This is a genomic window from Pseudomonas sp. A39 (genome assembly GCF_058145955.1).
In genome coordinates this window covers 1-18,741 of sequence record NZ_JBYVMD010000027.1, presented here as the reverse complement: position 1 = coordinate 18,741, position 18,741 = coordinate 1, and the positions used below count along the sequence as shown (strand labels likewise).

General features: G+C 59.0%; 15 protein-coding genes. 9 read left to right on the top strand and 6 right to left on the bottom strand.

The window, feature by feature from the left end; all coding sequences use genetic code 11:
• Nucleotides 1-228 precede the first annotated feature (228 nt).
• The 4 genes from AC3ZU9_RS19800 (at nucleotide 229) to AC3ZU9_RS19785 (ending at nucleotide 4,426) form a co-directional block, all read left to right on the top strand.
• Nucleotides 229-717, top strand: coding sequence for a DUF3015 domain-containing protein (locus AC3ZU9_RS19800; RefSeq protein ID WP_015885974.1), 489 nt, complete (start codon nucleotides 229-231; stop codon nucleotides 715-717).
• Nucleotides 718-809: 92 nt separating this feature from the next.
• Entirely contained in the window at nucleotides 810-2,663 is a 1,854-nt protein-coding gene (locus AC3ZU9_RS19795) for an Lnb N-terminal periplasmic domain-containing protein (RefSeq protein ID WP_093544309.1), read from the top strand.
• 173 nt (nucleotides 2,664-2,836) lie between these two features.
• On the top strand, nucleotides 2,837-3,163 hold the full coding sequence (locus tag AC3ZU9_RS19790; protein ID WP_490091218.1) for a chorismate mutase: 327 nt from the start codon (nucleotides 2,837-2,839) through the stop codon (nucleotides 3,161-3,163).
• A 177-nt stretch (nucleotides 3,164-3,340) separates the two neighbouring features.
• Complete coding sequence (locus AC3ZU9_RS19785; RefSeq protein WP_231808049.1) at nucleotides 3,341-4,426, top strand: type I restriction endonuclease; 1,086 nt, start codon at nucleotides 3,341-3,343, stop codon at nucleotides 4,424-4,426.
• 100 nt (nucleotides 4,427-4,526) lie between these two features.
• Here the strand turns inward: AC3ZU9_RS19785 and AC3ZU9_RS19780 are convergent, their stop codons facing one another.
• Entirely contained in the window at nucleotides 4,527-4,817 is a 291-nt protein-coding gene (locus tag AC3ZU9_RS19780; protein WP_490091217.1) for a DUF3077 domain-containing protein, read from the bottom strand.
• Nucleotides 4,818-5,242: 425 nt separating this feature from the next.
• Between AC3ZU9_RS19780 and AC3ZU9_RS19775 the strand changes: the two genes are divergently transcribed.
• Entirely contained in the window at nucleotides 5,243-5,599 is a 357-nt protein-coding gene (locus AC3ZU9_RS19775; RefSeq protein WP_093544306.1) for a hypothetical protein, read from the top strand.
• 70 nt (nucleotides 5,600-5,669) lie between these two features.
• Nucleotides 5,670-6,158, top strand: a complete 489-nt coding sequence (locus tag AC3ZU9_RS19770) for a GreA/GreB family elongation factor (RefSeq protein WP_046034273.1) — start codon at nucleotides 5,670-5,672, stop codon at nucleotides 6,156-6,158.
• Here AC3ZU9_RS19770 and gdhA read toward each other — a convergent pair.
• Together gdhA and ettA are read right to left on the bottom strand one after the other, a co-directional pair.
• On the bottom strand, nucleotides 6,155-7,492 hold the full coding sequence (gdhA, locus tag AC3ZU9_RS19765; RefSeq protein ID WP_093544300.1) for an NADP-specific glutamate dehydrogenase: 1,338 nt from the start codon (nucleotides 7,490-7,492) through the stop codon (nucleotides 6,155-6,157). The two genes, AC3ZU9_RS19770 and gdhA, sit on opposite strands and share 4 nt — an antisense overlap.
• 349 nt (nucleotides 7,493-7,841) lie before the next feature.
• A complete protein-coding gene (gene ettA / locus AC3ZU9_RS19760; RefSeq protein ID WP_015885979.1) occupies nucleotides 7,842-9,506 on the bottom strand; it encodes an energy-dependent translational throttle protein EttA in 1,665 nt (554 codons plus the stop codon).
• A 163-nt stretch (nucleotides 9,507-9,669) separates the two neighbouring features.
• Between ettA and AC3ZU9_RS19755 the strand changes: the two genes are divergently transcribed.
• From AC3ZU9_RS19755 to glyA, 3 genes are all read left to right on the top strand, one after another.
• Entirely contained in the window at nucleotides 9,670-10,281 is a 612-nt protein-coding gene (locus AC3ZU9_RS19755) for a LysE family translocator (protein ID WP_015885980.1), read from the top strand.
• Nucleotides 10,282-10,397: 116 nt separating this feature from the next.
• Nucleotides 10,398-14,249 (top strand): bifunctional diguanylate cyclase/phosphodiesterase, encoded by a 3,852-nt coding sequence (locus AC3ZU9_RS19750; protein WP_329616552.1) that lies wholly within the window; start codon nucleotides 10,398-10,400, stop codon nucleotides 14,247-14,249.
• Between the two features lie 230 nt (nucleotides 14,250-14,479).
• On the top strand, nucleotides 14,480-15,733 hold the full coding sequence (glyA, locus tag AC3ZU9_RS19745) for a serine hydroxymethyltransferase (RefSeq protein ID WP_015885982.1): 1,254 nt from the start codon (nucleotides 14,480-14,482) through the stop codon (nucleotides 15,731-15,733).
• A 97-nt stretch (nucleotides 15,734-15,830) separates the two neighbouring features.
• On the opposite strand, the gene yjiA is transcribed toward glyA, so the two are convergent.
• From yjiA to AC3ZU9_RS19730, 3 genes are all read right to left on the bottom strand, one after another.
• Entirely contained in the window at nucleotides 15,831-16,790 is a 960-nt protein-coding gene (yjiA, locus tag AC3ZU9_RS19740) for a GTPase (protein ID WP_490091216.1), read from the bottom strand.
• Nucleotides 16,791-16,938: 148 nt separating this feature from the next.
• Nucleotides 16,939-17,136 carry a YbdD/YjiX family protein gene (locus tag AC3ZU9_RS19735; RefSeq protein ID WP_003176208.1) on the bottom strand — a complete coding sequence of 66 codons (198 nt, stop codon included), beginning with the start codon at nucleotides 17,134-17,136 and terminating at the stop codon, nucleotides 16,939-16,941.
• 15 nt (nucleotides 17,137-17,151) lie between these two features.
• Nucleotides 17,152-18,741, bottom strand: a 1,590-nt coding sequence (locus tag AC3ZU9_RS19730; RefSeq protein ID WP_490091215.1) for a carbon starvation CstA family protein, incomplete at its 5' end; no start/stop codon positions are given.

Here is an 18,741-nt window from a genome sequence, read left to right as displayed (position 1 = left end):
GCTCCCGCTTACGCGCTCTGGCAAGGCGCGCTTGAGGGAAAGCCGTAGACGCGGGATGCGTCCTGCAAAAAAAACACGACATCGCGAATTGTTTTATAAAAACACACGGAACCCTTGGAACGTGCCTAAACTCCAAACTGCGCGGGTTGGACTAATAACCGATCCCTAGGGCGCTATGAAGTGCCTGAACCCTTGTCCATTGGTTTGCACACAATAGAGAACAAAGCTATGAAACGGATCCTTCTCGGTACTCTCTTCACCGTCGTCTCCCTCAATGCAATGGCAGAAGCACCAGGTGGCCCGAACTGCGGTTGGGGCAACATGTTGTTCGAAGGCCAGCGCGGTACTCCAGCTCACTTCCTGGCTTCCACCACCAACGGTACTTCGGGTAACGCCACCTTCGGCATGACCTCGGGCACCAACGGTTGCAGCACCAACAGCGCCCTGACTTACGGCGGCAAATCGTGGATTGCCATGAATGGCATGATGAACGAGCTGTCCGAAGACATGGCCAAGGGTAACGGCGAAGCGCTGACCACCTACGCTGTGGTACTGGGCGTTGCGCCTGAAGATCGCGAGCACTTTGCTGCCGTGACCCACGAGCACTTCCAGCAGATCTTCAGCAAGGCTGACGTGACCGCTGACGACGTGCACAACAACACCATTGCTGTACTGAAAAGCGATGCCCGTCTGGCGAAATACGCTACCCAGGCTTAAGCTCGATCCGCCCGCGTCTTTCGAGGCGCGGGTTTTATTTTTTCGACCTGTCCCCCTTGGGTCTTTTTTTTATTCCGACTTAAGTAGCCCCCATGCTCAAACGCCTCGCTTGCCTGGCTCTCTTCGCCTGCGCCCCGCTGCATGCGGCCCCGCACCTCGATGATCAACGTTTGCAGCAACTGGCCAACGACCCTTTCTGGTTGTCTTTGGGCCACTACGAAGCCGGAAAAATCAGTGGCTGGCGCAGCTATGTCAGCGACAAAAAGTTTTTCCTCGCCGCTGACGGCGCCCACCACCCGGACGCCGAACTCAAGGCCACGGTCGACGCCCTCTACGCCCCGGCCAGCCTGGGTGAAAAACACGCCCAATGCGTTTACCCCGCGCGCACCCGCTGGCTCAAGGACCAGTTGCACCTGGCCGACCTGCCCGCTGTCGACTGCAAAGAATTCAAGCAGTGGTTCAAGGACGTTGCGCCCCACAGCGCGGTGATGATCTTCCCGGCGGCCTACCTCAACAGCCCGTCGTCGATGTTCGGTCACACCCTGCTGCGCATCGACCAGGCCGACGTGCAAAGCAACAACACCGCCTTGCTCAGCTACGCGATCAACTTCGGCGCCTACATCGAAGGCTCCGACAACAGCATCCTCTACGCCTGGAAAGGCCTGATGGGCGGTTATCCCGGCCTGTTCGCGCTGGTGCCTTATCAGGAGAAGTTGTCGGAATACCGCAGCCTCGAAAACCGCGACCTGTGGGAATATCGCCTCAACCTCACCCAGGTCGAGACCGAGCGCATGGTCGAGCACGTGTGGGAACTCAAGCAGATCCAGTTCGACTACTTCTTCTTCGACGAAAACTGCTCCTATCGCCTGCTGGAACTGCTGCAAGTGGCCCGCCCCGGCCTGCGCCTGACCGAACAATTCCCGCTGACCGCCATCCCCACCGACACGGTAAAAGCCGTGAAGGACGCCGGCCTGGTCGAGAAAATCGACTATCGCCCCTCCCGTGAACGCGAGTTGCTGGAACGCGCCAAGCCGTTGGACAGCGACGAGCAACAATGGGTATTGAAGGTCAGCGACGACCAGAAGCAACTGCAGGAGCCGGCTTTCAAAGCCCTGCCCCGCGAACGCCAGGCCCTGATCATCGACGCCGCCTACCGCCTCGGCCGCTACCGCGCGAATGGCTTGGAACGCGACACCGAACGCTCCCAACGCAGCTTCGAACTGCTGCGCGCCATCAACCAGAACCCCGCGCCTGACCTGAAGATCACGCCCCCAGGCCTGCCGGAAAACGGTCACGAATCGCGCACCTGGCAAGCCGGCATCGGCACCCGTGGCGACAAAGCCTTTGGCGAATACGGCCTGCGCATGGCCTACCATGACCTCAACGACAACGCCGAAGGCTTCCCGCTGGGCGCGCAGATCGAAATCCTGCAAATGAAACTGCGCCAGTACGAAGGCAACCACTGGCAACTGCAGCAACTGGACCTGGCCACCATCCGCTCCCTGACCCCGCGCAACGCCCTGTTGCAGCCGTGGTCATGGCAAGTCACCGGCGGCCTGGAGCGAGTACCGGGCAAGCACGACGACGAAACCCTGGTCGCCCACGTCAACGGCGGCGCCGGCGGCACCTGGCAACTGCGCGACGACATGCTCGGCTTCGCCCTTGGCACCGTACGCGTGGAACACAACAACGACTTCAACGAAGCCATCTCCCCGGCGGCCGGGTTCAACACCGGTGTGCTGTGGAAGAATCCGCTGGGCAACCTGAGCCTGGAAGCCAAAGGGGACTTCTTCACCAACGGCGAAGTGCGGCGCAGCATCAGCCTGAACCAGCAGTGGGAATTGTCCCGCAACCTGGGCCTGCGCCTGAGTGCACAGCGCGAGTACAGCCATTTATCAACGCCGGTGAATGAAGTGATGCTTGAAGTGAAGTGGTATCACTACTGATCGGTAAGACCCGGCGAAGATCCAATGTGGGAGGGGGCTTGCTCCCGATGGCGGTGTGTCAGTTAAGTATCCAGTGACTGACATACCGCTATCGGGAGCAAGCCCCCTCCCACATTTGTCTCGCGTATATTCAGACGCATGGCGTTGCCCGCGCAATCAGGAGTTCCATCAACATGGCCGTTATCTGCACCAACCTCGAAGAAATCCGCGCAAACATCGATCACCTTGACCAACAGATCGTCACCCTGCTGGCCGAACGCGGCCGCTACGTATGCCAGGCCGCGCGCTTCAAAAAAGACGCGAATGGCGTCAAGGCACCGCAACGGGTTGAACAGGTGATAGCCAAGGTGCGGGGTATATCGGAGACCGTGGGTGCCAATCCCGAGGTCACTGAACAGGTATATCGAGCGATGATTGCGGCGTTTATTCAGTTGGAGTTGGCTGAGCACGCCGCTCCAACAGCCCAAAGAGAACCAGCACTTACACATACAAATTCTTAGCTTGCTTCTAACCTATTGAAAAATAGGCAGGAAATTTCGGACATTTTTTTAGCTTTTTTCAGTCAAGCCAAACTGCCTCCGACCTCATCCTCTTTAAGGGTGTTTTGGACTAGTATCGGGTGGCAATCAAATTGCCATCCCATCTATACACGGATCTGAATAGGTAAGAGGCTCACTATGGATTTCTTCGAAAAGCTAACCAGTTTGGCAGCAAAAGTTCGGCTACAAGGCCCTGCCATTCAAACAGAAGAAGCGACAAAAAATGCTTTCGTAATGCCTTTCATCAACACCGTGTTGGGCTACGACGTATTTGATCCACAGGAAGTAACGCCAGAATTTGTCTGTGATGTAGGGACGAAGAAAGGTGAAAAAATAGATTACGCGATCATGAAAGAGGGTGAAGTCCAAATACTCATCGAATGCAAAAAAATTGGTGAGTCATTGAGCATCAACCATGCCTCACAGCTTTTTCGGTATTTTCATGTTACGAGCGCAAGGATCTCAATTCTCACCAACGGCCAGGTCTACAGGTTTTTTACCGACTTGGACGCCCCCAACAAAATGGACGAGAAGCCATTTCTAGAGCTGGACCTGCTGGATATTGACGAGTACGCGGTACCGGAGTTGGTCAAACTCACCAAGTCGGCTTTCGATGTTGACTCCATCATCAATGCAGCCGGAGAGCTGAAGTACGTCAGCCAGCTTAAAAAGCTCATTGGCAGTCAGGTAAGCAAACCAGAAGACGACTTCGTGAAGTTCTTCGCATCCCGTGTTTACGAGGGTGTCATCACGCAAAAAGTGCGTGAGCAATTTTTTGAACTGACCCGAAAAGCGTTAGCGCAATTTCTGAACGACCAGATCAACGATCGGCTGAAGTCGGCGATGAGTGGCGCGATCCAACCGACAATGGCATCAATCCCCATCGCGAACAGCGCGAATGCAGATGCGCAGGACAGGGACGAGTCCGAAGATAAGATTCTAACTACGCTTGAAGAACTGGAGGGTTACCACATCGTTCGCGCCCTCGTCCGATCCGTAGTCGATGCAAAACGCATCGTTCAACGAGATACCCAGAGCTATTTTGGGATATTGCTAGACGACAATAACCGCAAGCCCATCTGCCGACTTCACTTCAATCGAAGCCAGAAGTACATCGGGATATTCGATGAGGAAAAAAATGAGACCCGACACGCTATTTCATCTATCGATGAAATTTACGAGTATGCGGATCAACTGAAAAAAACTGTGGGCTATTACGACTGACAGTCGCGCCTGGATGGCCGGAGTCATCGATAAACCTCGTGGTGAACAGGCCTGCCCTGCGCAGGGCAAGCCTGCTCACCACAAAGGCAGTGCCAACCTATTATGCTGCTGGCGTCATCGCTTGGGTCAGGTCATCCACGACTGCCTTGCCCATCTCGCACAGATAGTGAGCGGCCCAGGCGTATTGCTCACCACGCACATCCATGGCGGCTTCCATGGCGAGTTTCTTGGAGTAAAAAAGCAGGGTGGAGGCGTGCTCCAGTGCTTGATCAATCGGGATGCCGGAATTGACGCGGAACAGAGGTTTCTCGTTTTCGCCGTAGTCGCCAAATGTGACGACGCCGAGGGTGGTGATTGAGGACAGGGGTGGGTCGGGGACGACGTTAGACATGGTGTACCTACTAAGTGAGATAAGGGACCACCACAGCACGTCGCTAAACATAAAGGGTGGCAGCTGTACGCGGGTTAGCGAACCGGTCACCTAGACACCCGGCAGATCAGAAGATCTCCCGCGCACAGCCGCCATAACACGATATCGATAGGCGCGAAAAACGCCTGCCAAGTGTGCAAAGAGGATGAGTCTTAGTGATTCGAGTCGCTAAACCCGGTCGCTGCTTTCGCAGCGAAGCCAGGAGACTAGTGACCCAAACTCTAAGGCACAATAGGCCAGAGATTGTCTAGGAAACGTCCTGCAATTTAAAGGGAATCGTCGTTGATGGCCCTTTAACACACCTTTCTCACGCGCCTTTCACACCTCCTCGACAAATCCCCTTCTAGACTCTCCCTATCAGCCGTGAAACGGCCAGGGAGTACGCCATGTGGCGGTCTGCGGTATTGCTGTGTGTGTGGGTGGGGCTGTCGGGTTGCCAATCGACCCATCAGGATTTACTGGCCAAAGGTTACCCACCGGCCTTTGCTGATGGTTTTGACGATGGCTGCGGCAGTGGTCGCCAAGCGGCTGGCGTCATCAGCGGGGAGTTTCGCAAGAACGTGCCGCGTTATCTCAAAAACCGCGAATACGCCGAAGGCTGGGAAGATGGTTTTCGCCAGTGCAAAGCCATGCGTGAGAATGAAGAGCTGCGTGACTACAAAGACAATCACTGGGACGACCGCGACCGCGCCTGGCAGCACGAGAAAGACCGCGACGCAGCCCGGGCCTATCGCTCGCAATAGGTCGTTTTCAGACATCCATCGAAACTAAAGCGCGGCGACCATGGCCCAAGCTCCATAGAGGGAGAACGTCATGAGCCGAGCTTTTGTAAACGAAGACAACGCCGCCGCCCAGGCCGACCAGCCGGTGGAGCGCCAGGTCAGTGAGCAGCCCAACCGCCTCACCGCGCAAGGGCTGGCGCAGTTGCAGGCCAAGGTTGCGCAGTTGCAGCACGCATACAGCATCGAATCCGCCAAGGGCGATAAACAGCGCCAGGCTGACCTTGAACGGGATTTGCGTTACTTCAATCAGCGGCTGCAAAGCGCCCAGGTCGTGGCGCCGGCCACCTCCACCGACAAGGTGCAGATCGGCAGTTGGGTGACCTTCGCCAACGAACAGGACGAGCAGCAGCGCATCCAGTTGGTTGGCGAAGACCAGGCCGATGCCAACGCCGGTTTGATCAACTGGGGCTCACCCCTGGGCCGCGCATTGCTGGGCGCTCAGGTGGGCGACGAGGTGCTGTGGCAGCGCCCCGTCGGCGATCAGTTGATCGAAGTGCTGCGCATCGAGCCCGAGGTTTAGACGATGCCTTGGGCCAACATCGCGTCGGCGACTTTCACAAAGCCCGCGATGTTCGCGCCTTTGACGTAGTTGACCCGGCCGTTTTCCTCACCGTAGTGCACGCAGGCATGGTGGATCGATTGCATGATGTTGTGCAGCTTGCTGTCCACTTCGCCAGCGGTCCATAGCAGGCGCATGGCGTTCTGCGACATTTCCAGGCCACTCACGGCCACGCCGCCGGCGTTGGATGCTTTGCCGGGCGCGAACAGAATGCCCGCGTCGATAAAGATATCCACAGCCTCCAACGTAGTCGGCATGTTGGCGCCTTCGGCCACGCAGAGGCAACCGTTGCGCAGCAGGGTGCGGGCGGCTTCGGCGTCGAGTTCGTTCTGGGTGGCGCAAGGCAGCGCGATATCACAGGCCAATTCCCACGGGGTTTTACCGGCGCGGAATTCCAGGCCGTAACGCGCGGCCAATTCGCTGATGCGACCACGCTGGACGTTTTTCAACGCCAGCAGGGCTGACCATTGCTCCTCGGTCAAACCGCTTTCGGCGTACAGGGTGCCTTCGGAGTCGGAGAGGGAAATCACTTTGCCACCCAGGTCCATGACCTTACGCGCCGCGTACTGCGCGACGTTGCCGGAGCCGGATACCGCCACGCGCTTGCCTTCCACCCGCTGGCCATTGCGCTTGAGCATTTCTTCGGCGAAGTACACGCAGCCGAAACCCGTGGCTTCGGGCCGAATCAGGCTGCCGCCGTAGGTCATGCCCTTGCCGGTCAGCACGGAGGTGAACTGGTTGCTCAAGCGTTTGTACTGGCCGAACAAAAAGCCGATCTCGCGCGCGCCCACGCCGATATCGCCGGCCGGTACGTCCACATCTGCGCCGATATGCCGGTACAGCTCGCTCATGAACGCCTGGCAAAAGCGCATGACTTCGGCGTCGCTCTTGCCCTTGGGGTCGAAGTCGGAGCCGCCTTTGCCGCCGCCCATCGGCAGTGAGGTCAGGGAATTCTTGAAGGTTTGCTCGAAGGCGAGGAACTTCAACACGCCCAGGTTCACCGATGGGTGGAAGCGCAGGCCGCCTTTGTACGGGCCAATGGCGCTGTTCATCTGGATACGGAAACCGCGATTGACCTGGACCTTGCCGTGATCATCCACCCAAGACACCCGAAAGGTGATCGCGCGTTCCGGCTCGCAGAGGCGCTCCAGGATGCCCGAGGTCAGGTAGTGGGGGTTGGCTTCAAGAAAAGGCCACAGACTACGTAGGACTTCTTCTACGGCCTGGTGGAATTCTGGCTGGTCAGGGTCGCGTTTCTTGAGGCGGGCAAGGAAAGATTCCACGGATTCGATCATGAAAAGTCTCGGCAGATTGATTGTTTTTAAATGAGATTGAGCCGGACCTTAGCAACTCGAATCGCACCTGAAAAGCGCAAAATGTCGCCTTTGTGAATTTAAATGGTGCATTTGATATAAATAAACGCGCTTATTCGCACCAAAAAAGGGATTTAAACTCAGGGTGCGCACCAATAGTTAGACCGCCTTCGCGAGCAAGCCCGCTCCCACATTTGATAGGGTTCCAACGTTGGAATGCGATCACATGTGGGAGCGGGCTTGCTCGCGAATGAATCCACCTCGGTCTTCCAGAAAAGACGCAAAAAAAACGGAGCCCGAAGGCTCCGCTCTTTCTCACCACCCACCCAGATCAGGCGAGTTTTTTGTGGCGTACACGGTGCGGCTGGGCAGCGGCTTCGCCCAAACGCTTTTTACGGTCCGCTTCGTACTCGGTGTAGTTACCTTCGAAGAACACCGCTTGGGAGTCGTCTTCGTACGCCAGGATGTGGGTCGCGACGCGGTCAAGGAACCAACGATCGTGAGAGATCACAATGGCGGCGCCCGGGAAGTCCAGCAGGGCTTCTTCCAGGGAACGCAGGGTTTCAACGTCGAGGTCGTTGGACGGTTCGTCGAGCAGCAGCACGTTGCCGCCCTCTTTCAGGGTCAGGGCCAGGTGCAAGCGACCGCGCTCACCACCGGACAGGTCCTTGACGAACTTCTGCTGGTCGCCGCCCTTGAAGTTGAAACGGCCGACATAGGTACGCGACGGGATTTCATAGTTGCCGATACGGATCTGGTCGGAACCTTCGGAAATCTGCTGGAACACTGTCTTGCTGCCGTCCAGGTCTTCACGGCTCTGGTCCACACAGGCGAGCTGCACGGTTTCGCCGACTTCGATAGTGCCTGAATCCGGCGTTTCCTTACCCATCAGCATGCGGAACAGGGTGGATTTACCCGCACCGTTACCACCAATAACGCCGACGATCGCGCCTTTTGGCATGGAGAACGACAGATTGTCGATCAACACGCGGTCGCCATAGCCTTTGGAAACGTTCTTGAATTCGATGACCTTGTCACCCAGGCGCGGGCCGGCCGGGATGTAGATCTCGTTGGTCTCGCTGCGCTTTTGGAATTCCTGCGATTGCATTTCTTCGAAGCGTTGCAGACGTGCCTTGGATTTGGACTGGCGGGCCTTGGCGCCTTTGCGCACCCACTCCAGTTCTTCCTTCATGGCTTTTTCATGCGCCGATTGTTGCTTGGATTCGGCAGCCAGACGGTCGGACTTGGCTTCCAGCCAACCGGAGTAGTTGCCCTCGTAAGGGATACCGGCGCCGCGGTCAAGCTCGAGGATCCAACCGGCAACGTTGTCCAGGAAGTACCGGTCGTGCGTGATCGCAACCACGGTGCCCGGGAAGTCGTGAAGGAAATGTTCCAGCCAGGCGACGGAATCGGCGTCCAAGTGGTTGGTAGGCTCATCGAGCAGCAGCATGTCGGGGGCCGACAGCAGCAGGCGGCACAGGGCCACACGACGTTTTTCACCCCCCGACAGGAATTCGACCTTGGCGTCCCAGGCCGGCAGGCGCAGCGCGTCGGCGGCGACTTCCAGCTGACGCTCCAGGTTGTGACCGTCGCCGGCCTGCAGGATGGCTTCAAGCTTGGCCTGTTCCGCTGCCAGCTTGTCGAAGTCGGCATCCGGTTCGGCGTAGGCGGCATAGACTTCATCCAGGCGCGCCTGGGCGTCCTTGATGACGCTGACGGCCTCTTCGACCACTTCACGTACGGTCTTGGTCGGATCCAGGATGGGTTCCTGTGGCAGGTAGCCGATGTTCAGGTCGGGCATTGGGCGGGCTTCGCCTTCGAACTCAGTGTCGACGCCGGCCATGATTTTCAGCAGCGTGGACTTACCCGAACCGTTGAGGCCGAGCACGCCGATCTTGGCGCCTGGGAAAAAGGACAACGAAATATTTTTCAGGATTTCCCGCTTCGGAGGGACAACTTTACCCAGCCGATGCATGGTGAAGACGTATTGAGCCAAAATGTGGACCTCATGAAAAAGTGAGAACAGGCCTACGTAGCGTCATGGCGCGGTACATAGCATTGCGAATCCTCAAGGTTAACCTAAGTGACCGAGCGTATCGAAATCTATCTGTTAGATTAGCCGGCCATCCCCCCCTCAGCGGTTTCAGGAAACAACCTTCATGCTCAGCGTCATGTCTGCACTCGCGTTGCTGCTGTTAATGCCGGGGCCCACCAACACATTGCTATTGCGCTCGGGATTACTCACCGGGTTCAGGCGCGCCTGGCCACTGAGCCTGCTGGAATGCCTGGCGTACCTGGTGCAAATATCCTTTTGGGGCTACCTGCTCAGCCATCTGGGCGACAGCGCGCCATGGGGGCTCAAGCTCGTGCAGTTCGCTTCGGTCTGTTATTTGATCAGGACTTCCTACCTGCTGTGGTGCAATCCCGACGAAACACTCAACTCCGCGCCTGCAGCACGCGTATCCAAACTGCATTTCTTTTTGCTGACGCTGATTAACCCCAAGGGATTGCTGATTGTCTCGTTCATCGTCCCGATGCAGACGTTTGCCGACGTGAACCTGTATGTGCAGTTCGTCGCACAATTCACGCTGGTGGTGATACCGGTGGGCTGCACCTGGGTACTGTTCGGTGCCCGCATCAAACGAGGCGGATACGCCTGGTTGACGCCCCACACCATCAACCGCGCAGCCTCTGTGGTGATCAGCCTCTTCACGCTGGCGATCCTGACCCGGCTGGCAGACAGCCTGATCCATACCGGCAGCGCGCTTTAGTCCCCGCCAAGCGGGGCTGGCACTTTGCCACAAGTCAAGGCATGCTAGCCGCCCTCCGGGCGTCCGGCTTATAGTGCACGTCGCGCGCCAGTCCAGCCAAACCGCAGGATCACAGCTTGTCCAAAGTCACGCCGCCAACTCCCCTGCGCGCCGCTCATATTGCGCCGGGAGCGCCCCTGCACGGCACCCTCAAAGGCGCATTGGCGACGCTCGTCCTCATGCTGCTCGCCTTATTGTTCTGGCAACTGCTGGACCAGCTGCAGCAAAACCAGAAGAACCAGCAGCAATACACCATCGACTACAGCGCCGACCTGGCGGAACAGATCAGCCTGAACATGGCCCTGAGCGCAAAAATCGCCCTGAACCTGCTGCCGATGATCGAACCACCGCGCGACAGCGAACAGCAACAAGCGTTGATGCGCACCCTGCAGCGCTCGCTGCCGGAGCTGCGCAGCCTCGCCCTGCTCGCCCCCAGCGGCGCGGTGATCAGTGACAGCGCCAGTGACAGCCAGGACAGCGCCTTGCTCGAGGAGTTGGTGCAGCGCAGCCACGGCCAGTCCTACTACCTGAGCAACAGCAACGACGGCACCCTCATCTATCTATTGCTGCACCAGCCCAGCGGTGGCTCGAGGGTTTACTGGGCGCTGCGCCTGTCGCCCAATTACCTGGCAAACCTCACACGCCAGGACGGCCAGGGCCTGCGCCCCATGTGGGCCATCGAGAATCGCCTCAACCACCGCGTCATCAGCCGCGACAGTGGTATGCCGGCGCAGTGGACGTCCGCCCTCACCCCGGACGAATTGAATAAAAGCGTACTGGTCACGCCCCTGAGCAAAAGCGACTGGCAGCTGCGCGGGTTGTTCGACCGCACCGCCGTGCTGGAACAACTGCTGCCGGCGTTCATCGGCAAATGCCTGCTGGGCCTGGCCTTCTCGCTGATCCCGGTAATCGTGCTGCTGAACATGCGCCGTCGCCAGCGCCAGGTGCATGAAGGGCGGCGACGCTACCAGGATATTTTCGAAGGCACCGGCGTGGCCCTGTGCGTGCTTGACCTGTCAGGCCTGAACGCCTTCTTCCAAAGGACCCCACTGGAGACTCGCGAGCAACTGCACGCCTGGCTGCAGGACAACCCCGATGAGCGCCAGCAACTGCTCAAGGAACTGCGCATCACCGAGGTCAACCAAGTGGCGGTGCGTCTGCTCAACGTAGGCTCTTGCGAGGAGGCGTGGGAGCGCCTGATCGATGACTGCCCGCGCAACGCCACCTCCATCGGCTACCAGATCCTCGAAGCCGTGCTGACCCAACAGCACCAGTTGGAGCTGGAAATCCAGCTCAAGGACATGGCCGGTAACGAGCAGTACCTGTGGCTGGTGATGCGCCTGCCGGAGCAGCAGGACGACTCCAAGGCCGTGATCCTCAGCATCAGTGATATCACCAGCCGCAAACTGATCGAGTTGTCGTTGGTGGAGCGCGAGAGCTTCTGGTCGGACGTGGTGCGCACCGTCCCCGATCACCTGTACGTGCAGGACGTGATCAGCCAGCGCATGATTTTCAGCAACCACCATTTGGGCCACACCCTCGGCTATAACAAAGCCGAACTGCAGCAAATGGGCGAATACTTCTGGGAAATCCTGCTGCACCCCGAGGACGCCGAGCACTACCACGACTTGCGCCAGCAACAACGCCAGGTCGGCTACACCACCCAATTGCAATGCCAGTTGCGCTTTCGCCATCGCAACAACCAATGGCGGCGTTTTGACATACGCGAACAGGCCCTGGCCCGCGACAAGTCTGCGCAGATCACCCGCATCATCGGCGTGGCCAAGGACATCACCGATCAGATCGAAGCCAGCGAATCCCTGCGCGACAGCGAACAGCGCTACCGCATGCTCGCCGAAAGCATCAGCGACGTGATCTGCTCCACCGACAGCCAGTTGGCCCTCAATTACATCAGCCCTTCGGTCAACGCCGTGCTGGGCTATGACGTGGATTGGGTGTTCAAGAACGGCTGGCAGTCGATCATCGCCAACCCGCAGCAACTGACCGGCATTTATAGCCTGGTGGAACAGGTCAGCCGCGCCTTGGGCGATATCGAAGCACTGAATAAGCTGCGCGATGAGATTCAAACCCAACTGTTCCTGTTCGACTGCCTACGCGCTGACGGTCGCAAAGTGCCGATCGAGTTACGCCTGGTGCTGGTGTGGGACGAACACGGCGCCTTCGAAGGCATCCTTGGCGTGGGCCGCGATATCAGCCAGCAACGCCGTGCCGAGAAAGACCTGCGCATGGCGGCCACGGTCTTCGAACACTCCACCTCGGCGATCCTGATCACCGACCCCGCCGGTTACATCGTGCAAGCCAACGAGGCGTTCAGCCGGGTCAGCGGCTATGCGGTCAGCGATGTACTCGACCAGTTGCCGAACATGCTCACCGTCGACGAACAGCAGGAAGCCCACCTGCGCTACGTGCTCAAACAGTTGCACCAGCACAGCACCTGGGAAGGCGAAGTGTGGCTCAAGCGCCGCAACGGAGAGCATTACCCGGCCTGGGTCGGCATTACCGCCGTGTTCGACGACGAAGGCGACCTGGCCAGCTATGTGTGCTTCTTCAGTGATATCAGCGAGCGCAAGGCCAGCGAGCAGCGCATCCACCGCCTGGCCTACTACGACGCCCTGACCCACCTGCCTAACCGCACGCTGTTCCAGGACCGCCTGCACACTGCGTTGCAGTCGGCCGAACGGCAGAAGTCGTGGGTGGTGCTGATGTTCCTCGACCTCGACCGCTTCAAGCCGATCAACGACTCCCTGGGCCACGCCGCCGGCGACCGCATGCTCAAGGAAATGGCCACGCGCCTGCTGGGCTGCGTGGCCGAAGACGATACCGTGGCGCGCATGGGTGGCGACGAGTTCACCTTGCTCCTGCAACCGCGGATCAGCCGCGAAATGGCGCTCAACCGTGCGATCCATGTGGCCGAGCAGATCCTCGCCAGCCTGGTGAAACCGTTCGTACTGGAAGGCCGCGAGTTCTTTGTGACGGCCAGTATCGGCATCGCCCTCAGCCCGCAGGACGGCAACGAGCTGAGCCAATTGATGAAAAACGCCGACACCGCGATGTATCACGCCAAGGAACGCGGCAAGAACAATTTCCAGTTTTACCAGGCCGACATGAACGCCAGCGCCCTGGAGCGCCTGGAGCTGGAAAGCGACCTGCGCCACGCCCTGGACCAGAACGAATTCGTGCTCTATTACCAACCGCAGTTCAGCGGCGACGGCAAACGCCTGACCGGCGCCGAAGCCTTGCTGCGCTGGCGTCATCCGCGACGTGGCCTGGTGCCGCCGGGGGATTTCATCCCGGTGCTGGAAGAATTGGGTCTGGTGGTGGACGTGGGCGACTGGGTGATCAGCGAAGCCTGTCGCCAGCTCAAGACCTGGCACCAGAACAAGGTGCGCGTGCCGAAAGTCTCGGTGAACATCTCGGCGCGGCAGTTCTCCGACGGGCAGTTGGGCACGCGCATCGCCACCATTCTCAAGGACACCGGCCTGCCGCCGGCATGCCTGGAGCTGGAGCTGACCGAAAGTATCCTGATGCGCGAAGTCAACGAAGCCCTGCATATCCTCGACAGCCTGAAAAACCTGGGCCTGAGCATTGCGGTCGACGACTTCGGCACGGGTTATTCGTCGCTCAACTACCTCAAGCAATTCCCCATCGATGTGTTGAAGATCGACCGCACCTTCGTCGACGGCCTACCGTCCGGCGAACAGGACGCGCAGATCGCCCGCGCGATTATCGCCATGGCGCACAGCCTGAACCTGGCCGTGATCGCCGAGGGCGTGGAAACCCATGAGCAGCTGGACTTCCTGCGTGAGCATGGGTGTGACGAGGTGCAGGGCTACTTGTTCGGGCGGCCGATGCCGGCGAATCGGTTCGAGGCGCAGTTCAGCAATGATGCGCTGTTCATGTTCGACTGAAATTCTGCGGTGAGGCTACTGGCCTAATCGGGGGCAAGCCCCCTCCCACATTCTGATCTGTGAACACATTCAACTGTGGGAGGGGGCTTGCCCCCGATTAGGCACTCACAGCCACCGCCTATCCCCAGATGAGCCCCGCTTGTCCGCGACATGATGTCCTTTCATATGCCATCTAAAACCCATTGGGTTAGAATGCCCTCCTTTTCTGCCCCCGATCCTTGAGGACCGCCATGTTCAGCCGTGATTTGACTATTGCCAAGTACGACGCCGATCTCTTCGCCGCCATGGAGCAAGAAGCCGTGCGCCAGGAAGAGCACATTGAGCTGATCGCTTCGGAAAACTACACCAGCCCTGCGGTGATGGAGGCTCAAGGTTCGGTTCTGACCAACAAGTACGCCGAAGGCTACCCAGGCAAGCGCTACTACGGTGGTTGCGAGTACGTCGACGTGGTTGAGCAGTTGGCCATCGACCGTGCAAAAGAACTGTTCGGCGCCGATTACGCCAACGTCCAGCCGCACGCCGGTTCCCAAGCCAACAGCGCCGTGTACCTGGCCCTGCTGCAAGGCGGCGACACCATCCTGGGCATGAGCCTGGCCCACGGTGGTCACCTGACCCACGGCGCCAGCGTTTCGTCCTCCGGCAAGCTGTACAACGCCGTTCAATACGGTATCGATGCCAACGGCCTGATCGACTACGACGAAGTCGAGCGCCTGGCGGTCGAGCACAAGCCAAAAATGATCGTGGCCGGTTTCTCTGCCTACTCGCAGATCCTGGATTTCCCACGCTTCCGCGCCATCGCCGACAAGGTGGGCGCGTACCTGTTCGTTGACATGGCTCACGTAGCCGGTCTGGTCGCCGCTGGCGTCTACCCGAACCCGGTGCCTTACGCTGACGTAGTGACCACGACTACCCACAAGACCCTGCGCGGTCCACGTGGCGGCCTGATCCTGGCACGCGCCAACGCCGAGATCGAGAAGAAGCTGAACTCCGCCGTATTCCCTGGCGCCCAAGGTGGCCCGCTGGAGCACGTCATCGCCGCCAAAGCGATCTGCTTCAAGGAAGCGCTGCAGCCTGAGTTCAAGACTTACCAGCAACAAGTGGTGAAAAACGCCCAGACCATGGCCAGCGTGTTTATCGAGCGCGGCTTTGACGTGGTGTCCGGCGGTACTGAGAACCACCTGTTCCTGCTGTCGCTGATCAAGCAGGACATTTCCGGTAAAGATGCTGACGCTGCCCTGGGCAAAGCCTTCATCACCGTGAACAAGAACTCCGTGCCGAACGACCCACGTTCGCCGTTCGTGACTTCGGGCCTGCGCTTCGGCACCCCGGCGGTGACCACTCGCGGCTTCAAGGAAGCAGAGTGCAAGGAACTGGCTGGCTGGATCTGCGACATCCTGGCTGACCTGAACAACGAAGCCGTGATCGACGCGGTACGTGAGAAGGTCAAGGCCATCTGCAAGAAGCTGCCGGTGTACGGCGCTTGATTGCAGTTGCTTGACTAAAAAGCCCGGCTGAAGAGCCGGGCTTTTTTATGCCAATTTCAGTTTGGAATGCGCTCCCACATTTTGATCGTATTTCAATTCAGGATTGGTAGACCTTTGCAAAGCCGTCGCGAATCTTCTGCTCCGGCAATTCGTCGGCAATAAACACAATCACACTCTCCCGTGCCTCGCCTTCGGCCCACTCGGTATCCCAATCGAAACCGTAGAGCTTAAGCACACCCTGGAACACCATGCGCCGGTCTTCCCCGGCGATGTTCAACACGCCCTTGTAACGCAGCAATTGCTTGCCATGGTCTTCCAGCAGTTCGTTCATGAACTCACTGAGCCGGTCGATATCCAGCGGTTCCTCGGTACGCAGCACCAGGCTGGAAATACGGTCGACGGACGGCGCGGCGCTCACCGGGCGCAGGCTCATGCCGGCGTTGAGGTTGAAACCGCGCACATCGAGCAGTTCAGCCAAGTCAATGATGCCATGGTCCACCACGCGTATCGGCGCACGGCGGTTGATGCGCGTGAGGCGTTCGCTGAGCGCATCGAAGGTGGCGTCATCCACTAGGTCGCGTTTGCTCACCAGCAGGCGGTCGGCAAAACCGATCTGGGCCTGGGCAATGGTCTGGGTCAGGTGATGTTCAGCGTGGGCGGCGTCCACCAAGGTGATGATGCCATCGAGGATGTAGCGCTCGCGCAATTCCTCGTCGATGAAAAAGGTCTGGGCCACGGGGGCCGGGTCAGCGAGGCCGGTGCACTCGATCACCAGGCGGTCGAAGGCGATCTCGCCGCTGTCCAGGCGCTCGAGCAGCAGGTACAGGGCTTTGGTCAGGTCGGTGTGGATGGTGCAGCACACGCAGCCGTTGGACAGGGTCATGACTTGCACCGGTTCGGCGCCCAAGAGCTGGGTGTCGATACCGGCGTCACTGAATTCGTTTTCGATCACGGCGATTTTAAGGCCATGCTCGGCCTTGAGCAGGTGGCGCAGCAAGGTGGTCTTGCCGGCCCCGAGGAAGCCGCTGAGGATGGTTACTGGAATGGGAGAGGACAAAATATTCTCCTTGGAGGAATACAAAAACAAATGTGGGAGGGGGCTTGCCCCCGATAGCAGTGTGTCAGGCACTGGTATGTCACTGACACATCGCTATCGGGGGCAAGCCCCCTCCCACAATAAACCACTGCTAGCCCGGGTTACCGAGTCAGCAGCACTTGGGCCCACCCTTGCCACCGTAACGGGCCTCTTGGCGTTCCCGGAAGAACGCCTTGTAGTCCATCATCGGTTTGTCCGGGTGTTTGGTTTGCATATGCTCGACGTAGGTGTCGTAGTCGGGCATGCCGACCATCAGGCGCGCGGCCTGACCGAGGTATTTACCGAGGCGACTGATGTCATTGAACATGGTTGCAATCCTCGATCACGCGTCCGGAACAGCCTGGAACGGGGCTTCTTTATCCGTACGTTCTTTGTTGCCCCAGGCGGCGACGCCGACCTTGAGCGCATAGAACAGGATGCTGAATACCACGAACAAGAACAGCGCCGTCAGCGTTGCGTTGGTGTAGGCGTTCCAGATCACGTGCTGCATCTGGTCGATGCTCTTGGCCGGGGCCAGGATCTGACCATTGGCCAACGCATCGCTGTACTTCTTGGCCAGCGACAGGAAGCCGATCGCCGGGTTGGCGTCGAACAGCTTGATGAAGCCCGCGGTGGTGGTGCAGATCAGCAGCCAGACGGCCGGCAGCATGGTCACCCAGATGTAGCGTTGGCGTTTCATTTTGATCAGCACAACGGTCGCCAGCATCAGCGCGATACCCGCCAGCATCTGGTTGGAGATACCGAACAGCGGCCACAAGGTGTTGATGCCGCCCAGTGGGTCGATCACGCCTTGGTACAGCAGGTAACCCCACATGGCCACGCAACCGGCGGTCGCGATCAGGTTGGCGGTCCATGACTCGGTGCGTTTCAGCGCGGGCACGAAGGAGCCCAGCAAGTCCTGCAGCATGAAGCGACCGGCACGGGTACCGGCGTCGACGGCGGTCAGGATGAACAGCGCTTCGAACAGGATCGCAAAGTGGTACCAGAACGCCATGGTGTTTTCACCCGGCAGTACGCTGTGCAGGATCTGCGCGATACCTACCGCCAGGGTCGGTGCACCGCCGGCACGCGCCAGGATGGTGGTTTCACCGATGTCATGGGCCACGGCCGACAGGGCTTCAGGGGTAATTGCAAAACCCCAGCTGCTGACGGTTTGCGCCACGGTCACCACGTCGGTACCGACAATAGCGGCCGGGCTGTTCATGGCGAAGTAAACGCCAGGCTCGATCACCGAAGCGGCAACCATCGCCATGATGGCCACGAACGACTCCATCAACATGCCGCCATAACCGATGTAGCGGGCATGGCTTTCGCTGGCCAACAACTTGGGCGTAGTGCCCGAAGAAATCAGCGCGTGGAAACCCGAGACCGCGCCGCAGGCGATGGTGATGAACAGGAACGGGAACAAGCCGCCCTTCCACACCGGGCCGGTGCCGTCGATGAACTGGGTCAGTGCCGGCATTTTCAGGTCGGGCATGGTCACCAGGATGCCGATGGCCAGGGCGATGATGGTGCCGATTTTCAGGAAGGTGGAAAGGTAGTCACGCGGTGCAAGGATCAGCCACACCGGCAGTACCGCTGCAACGAAACCGTAGCCGATCAGCATCCAGGTGATCTGGATCCCGGTGAAGGTGAAGGCCTTGGCCCACACCGGATCAGCAGCAATCTGCCCACCCAGCCAGATCGAACCCAGCAGCAACAGCACGCCAATGATCGAGATTTCACCGATGCGGCCCGGGCGGATGTAGCGCATGTAGATGCCCATGAACATCGCGATCGGGATGGTCGCCATCACGGTGAAGATGCCCCACGGGCTCTCGGCCAGGGCCTTGACCACGATCAGCGCCAGCACCGCGAGGATGATGATCATGATCAGGAAGCAGCCAAACAGCGCGATGGTGCCGGGGATGCG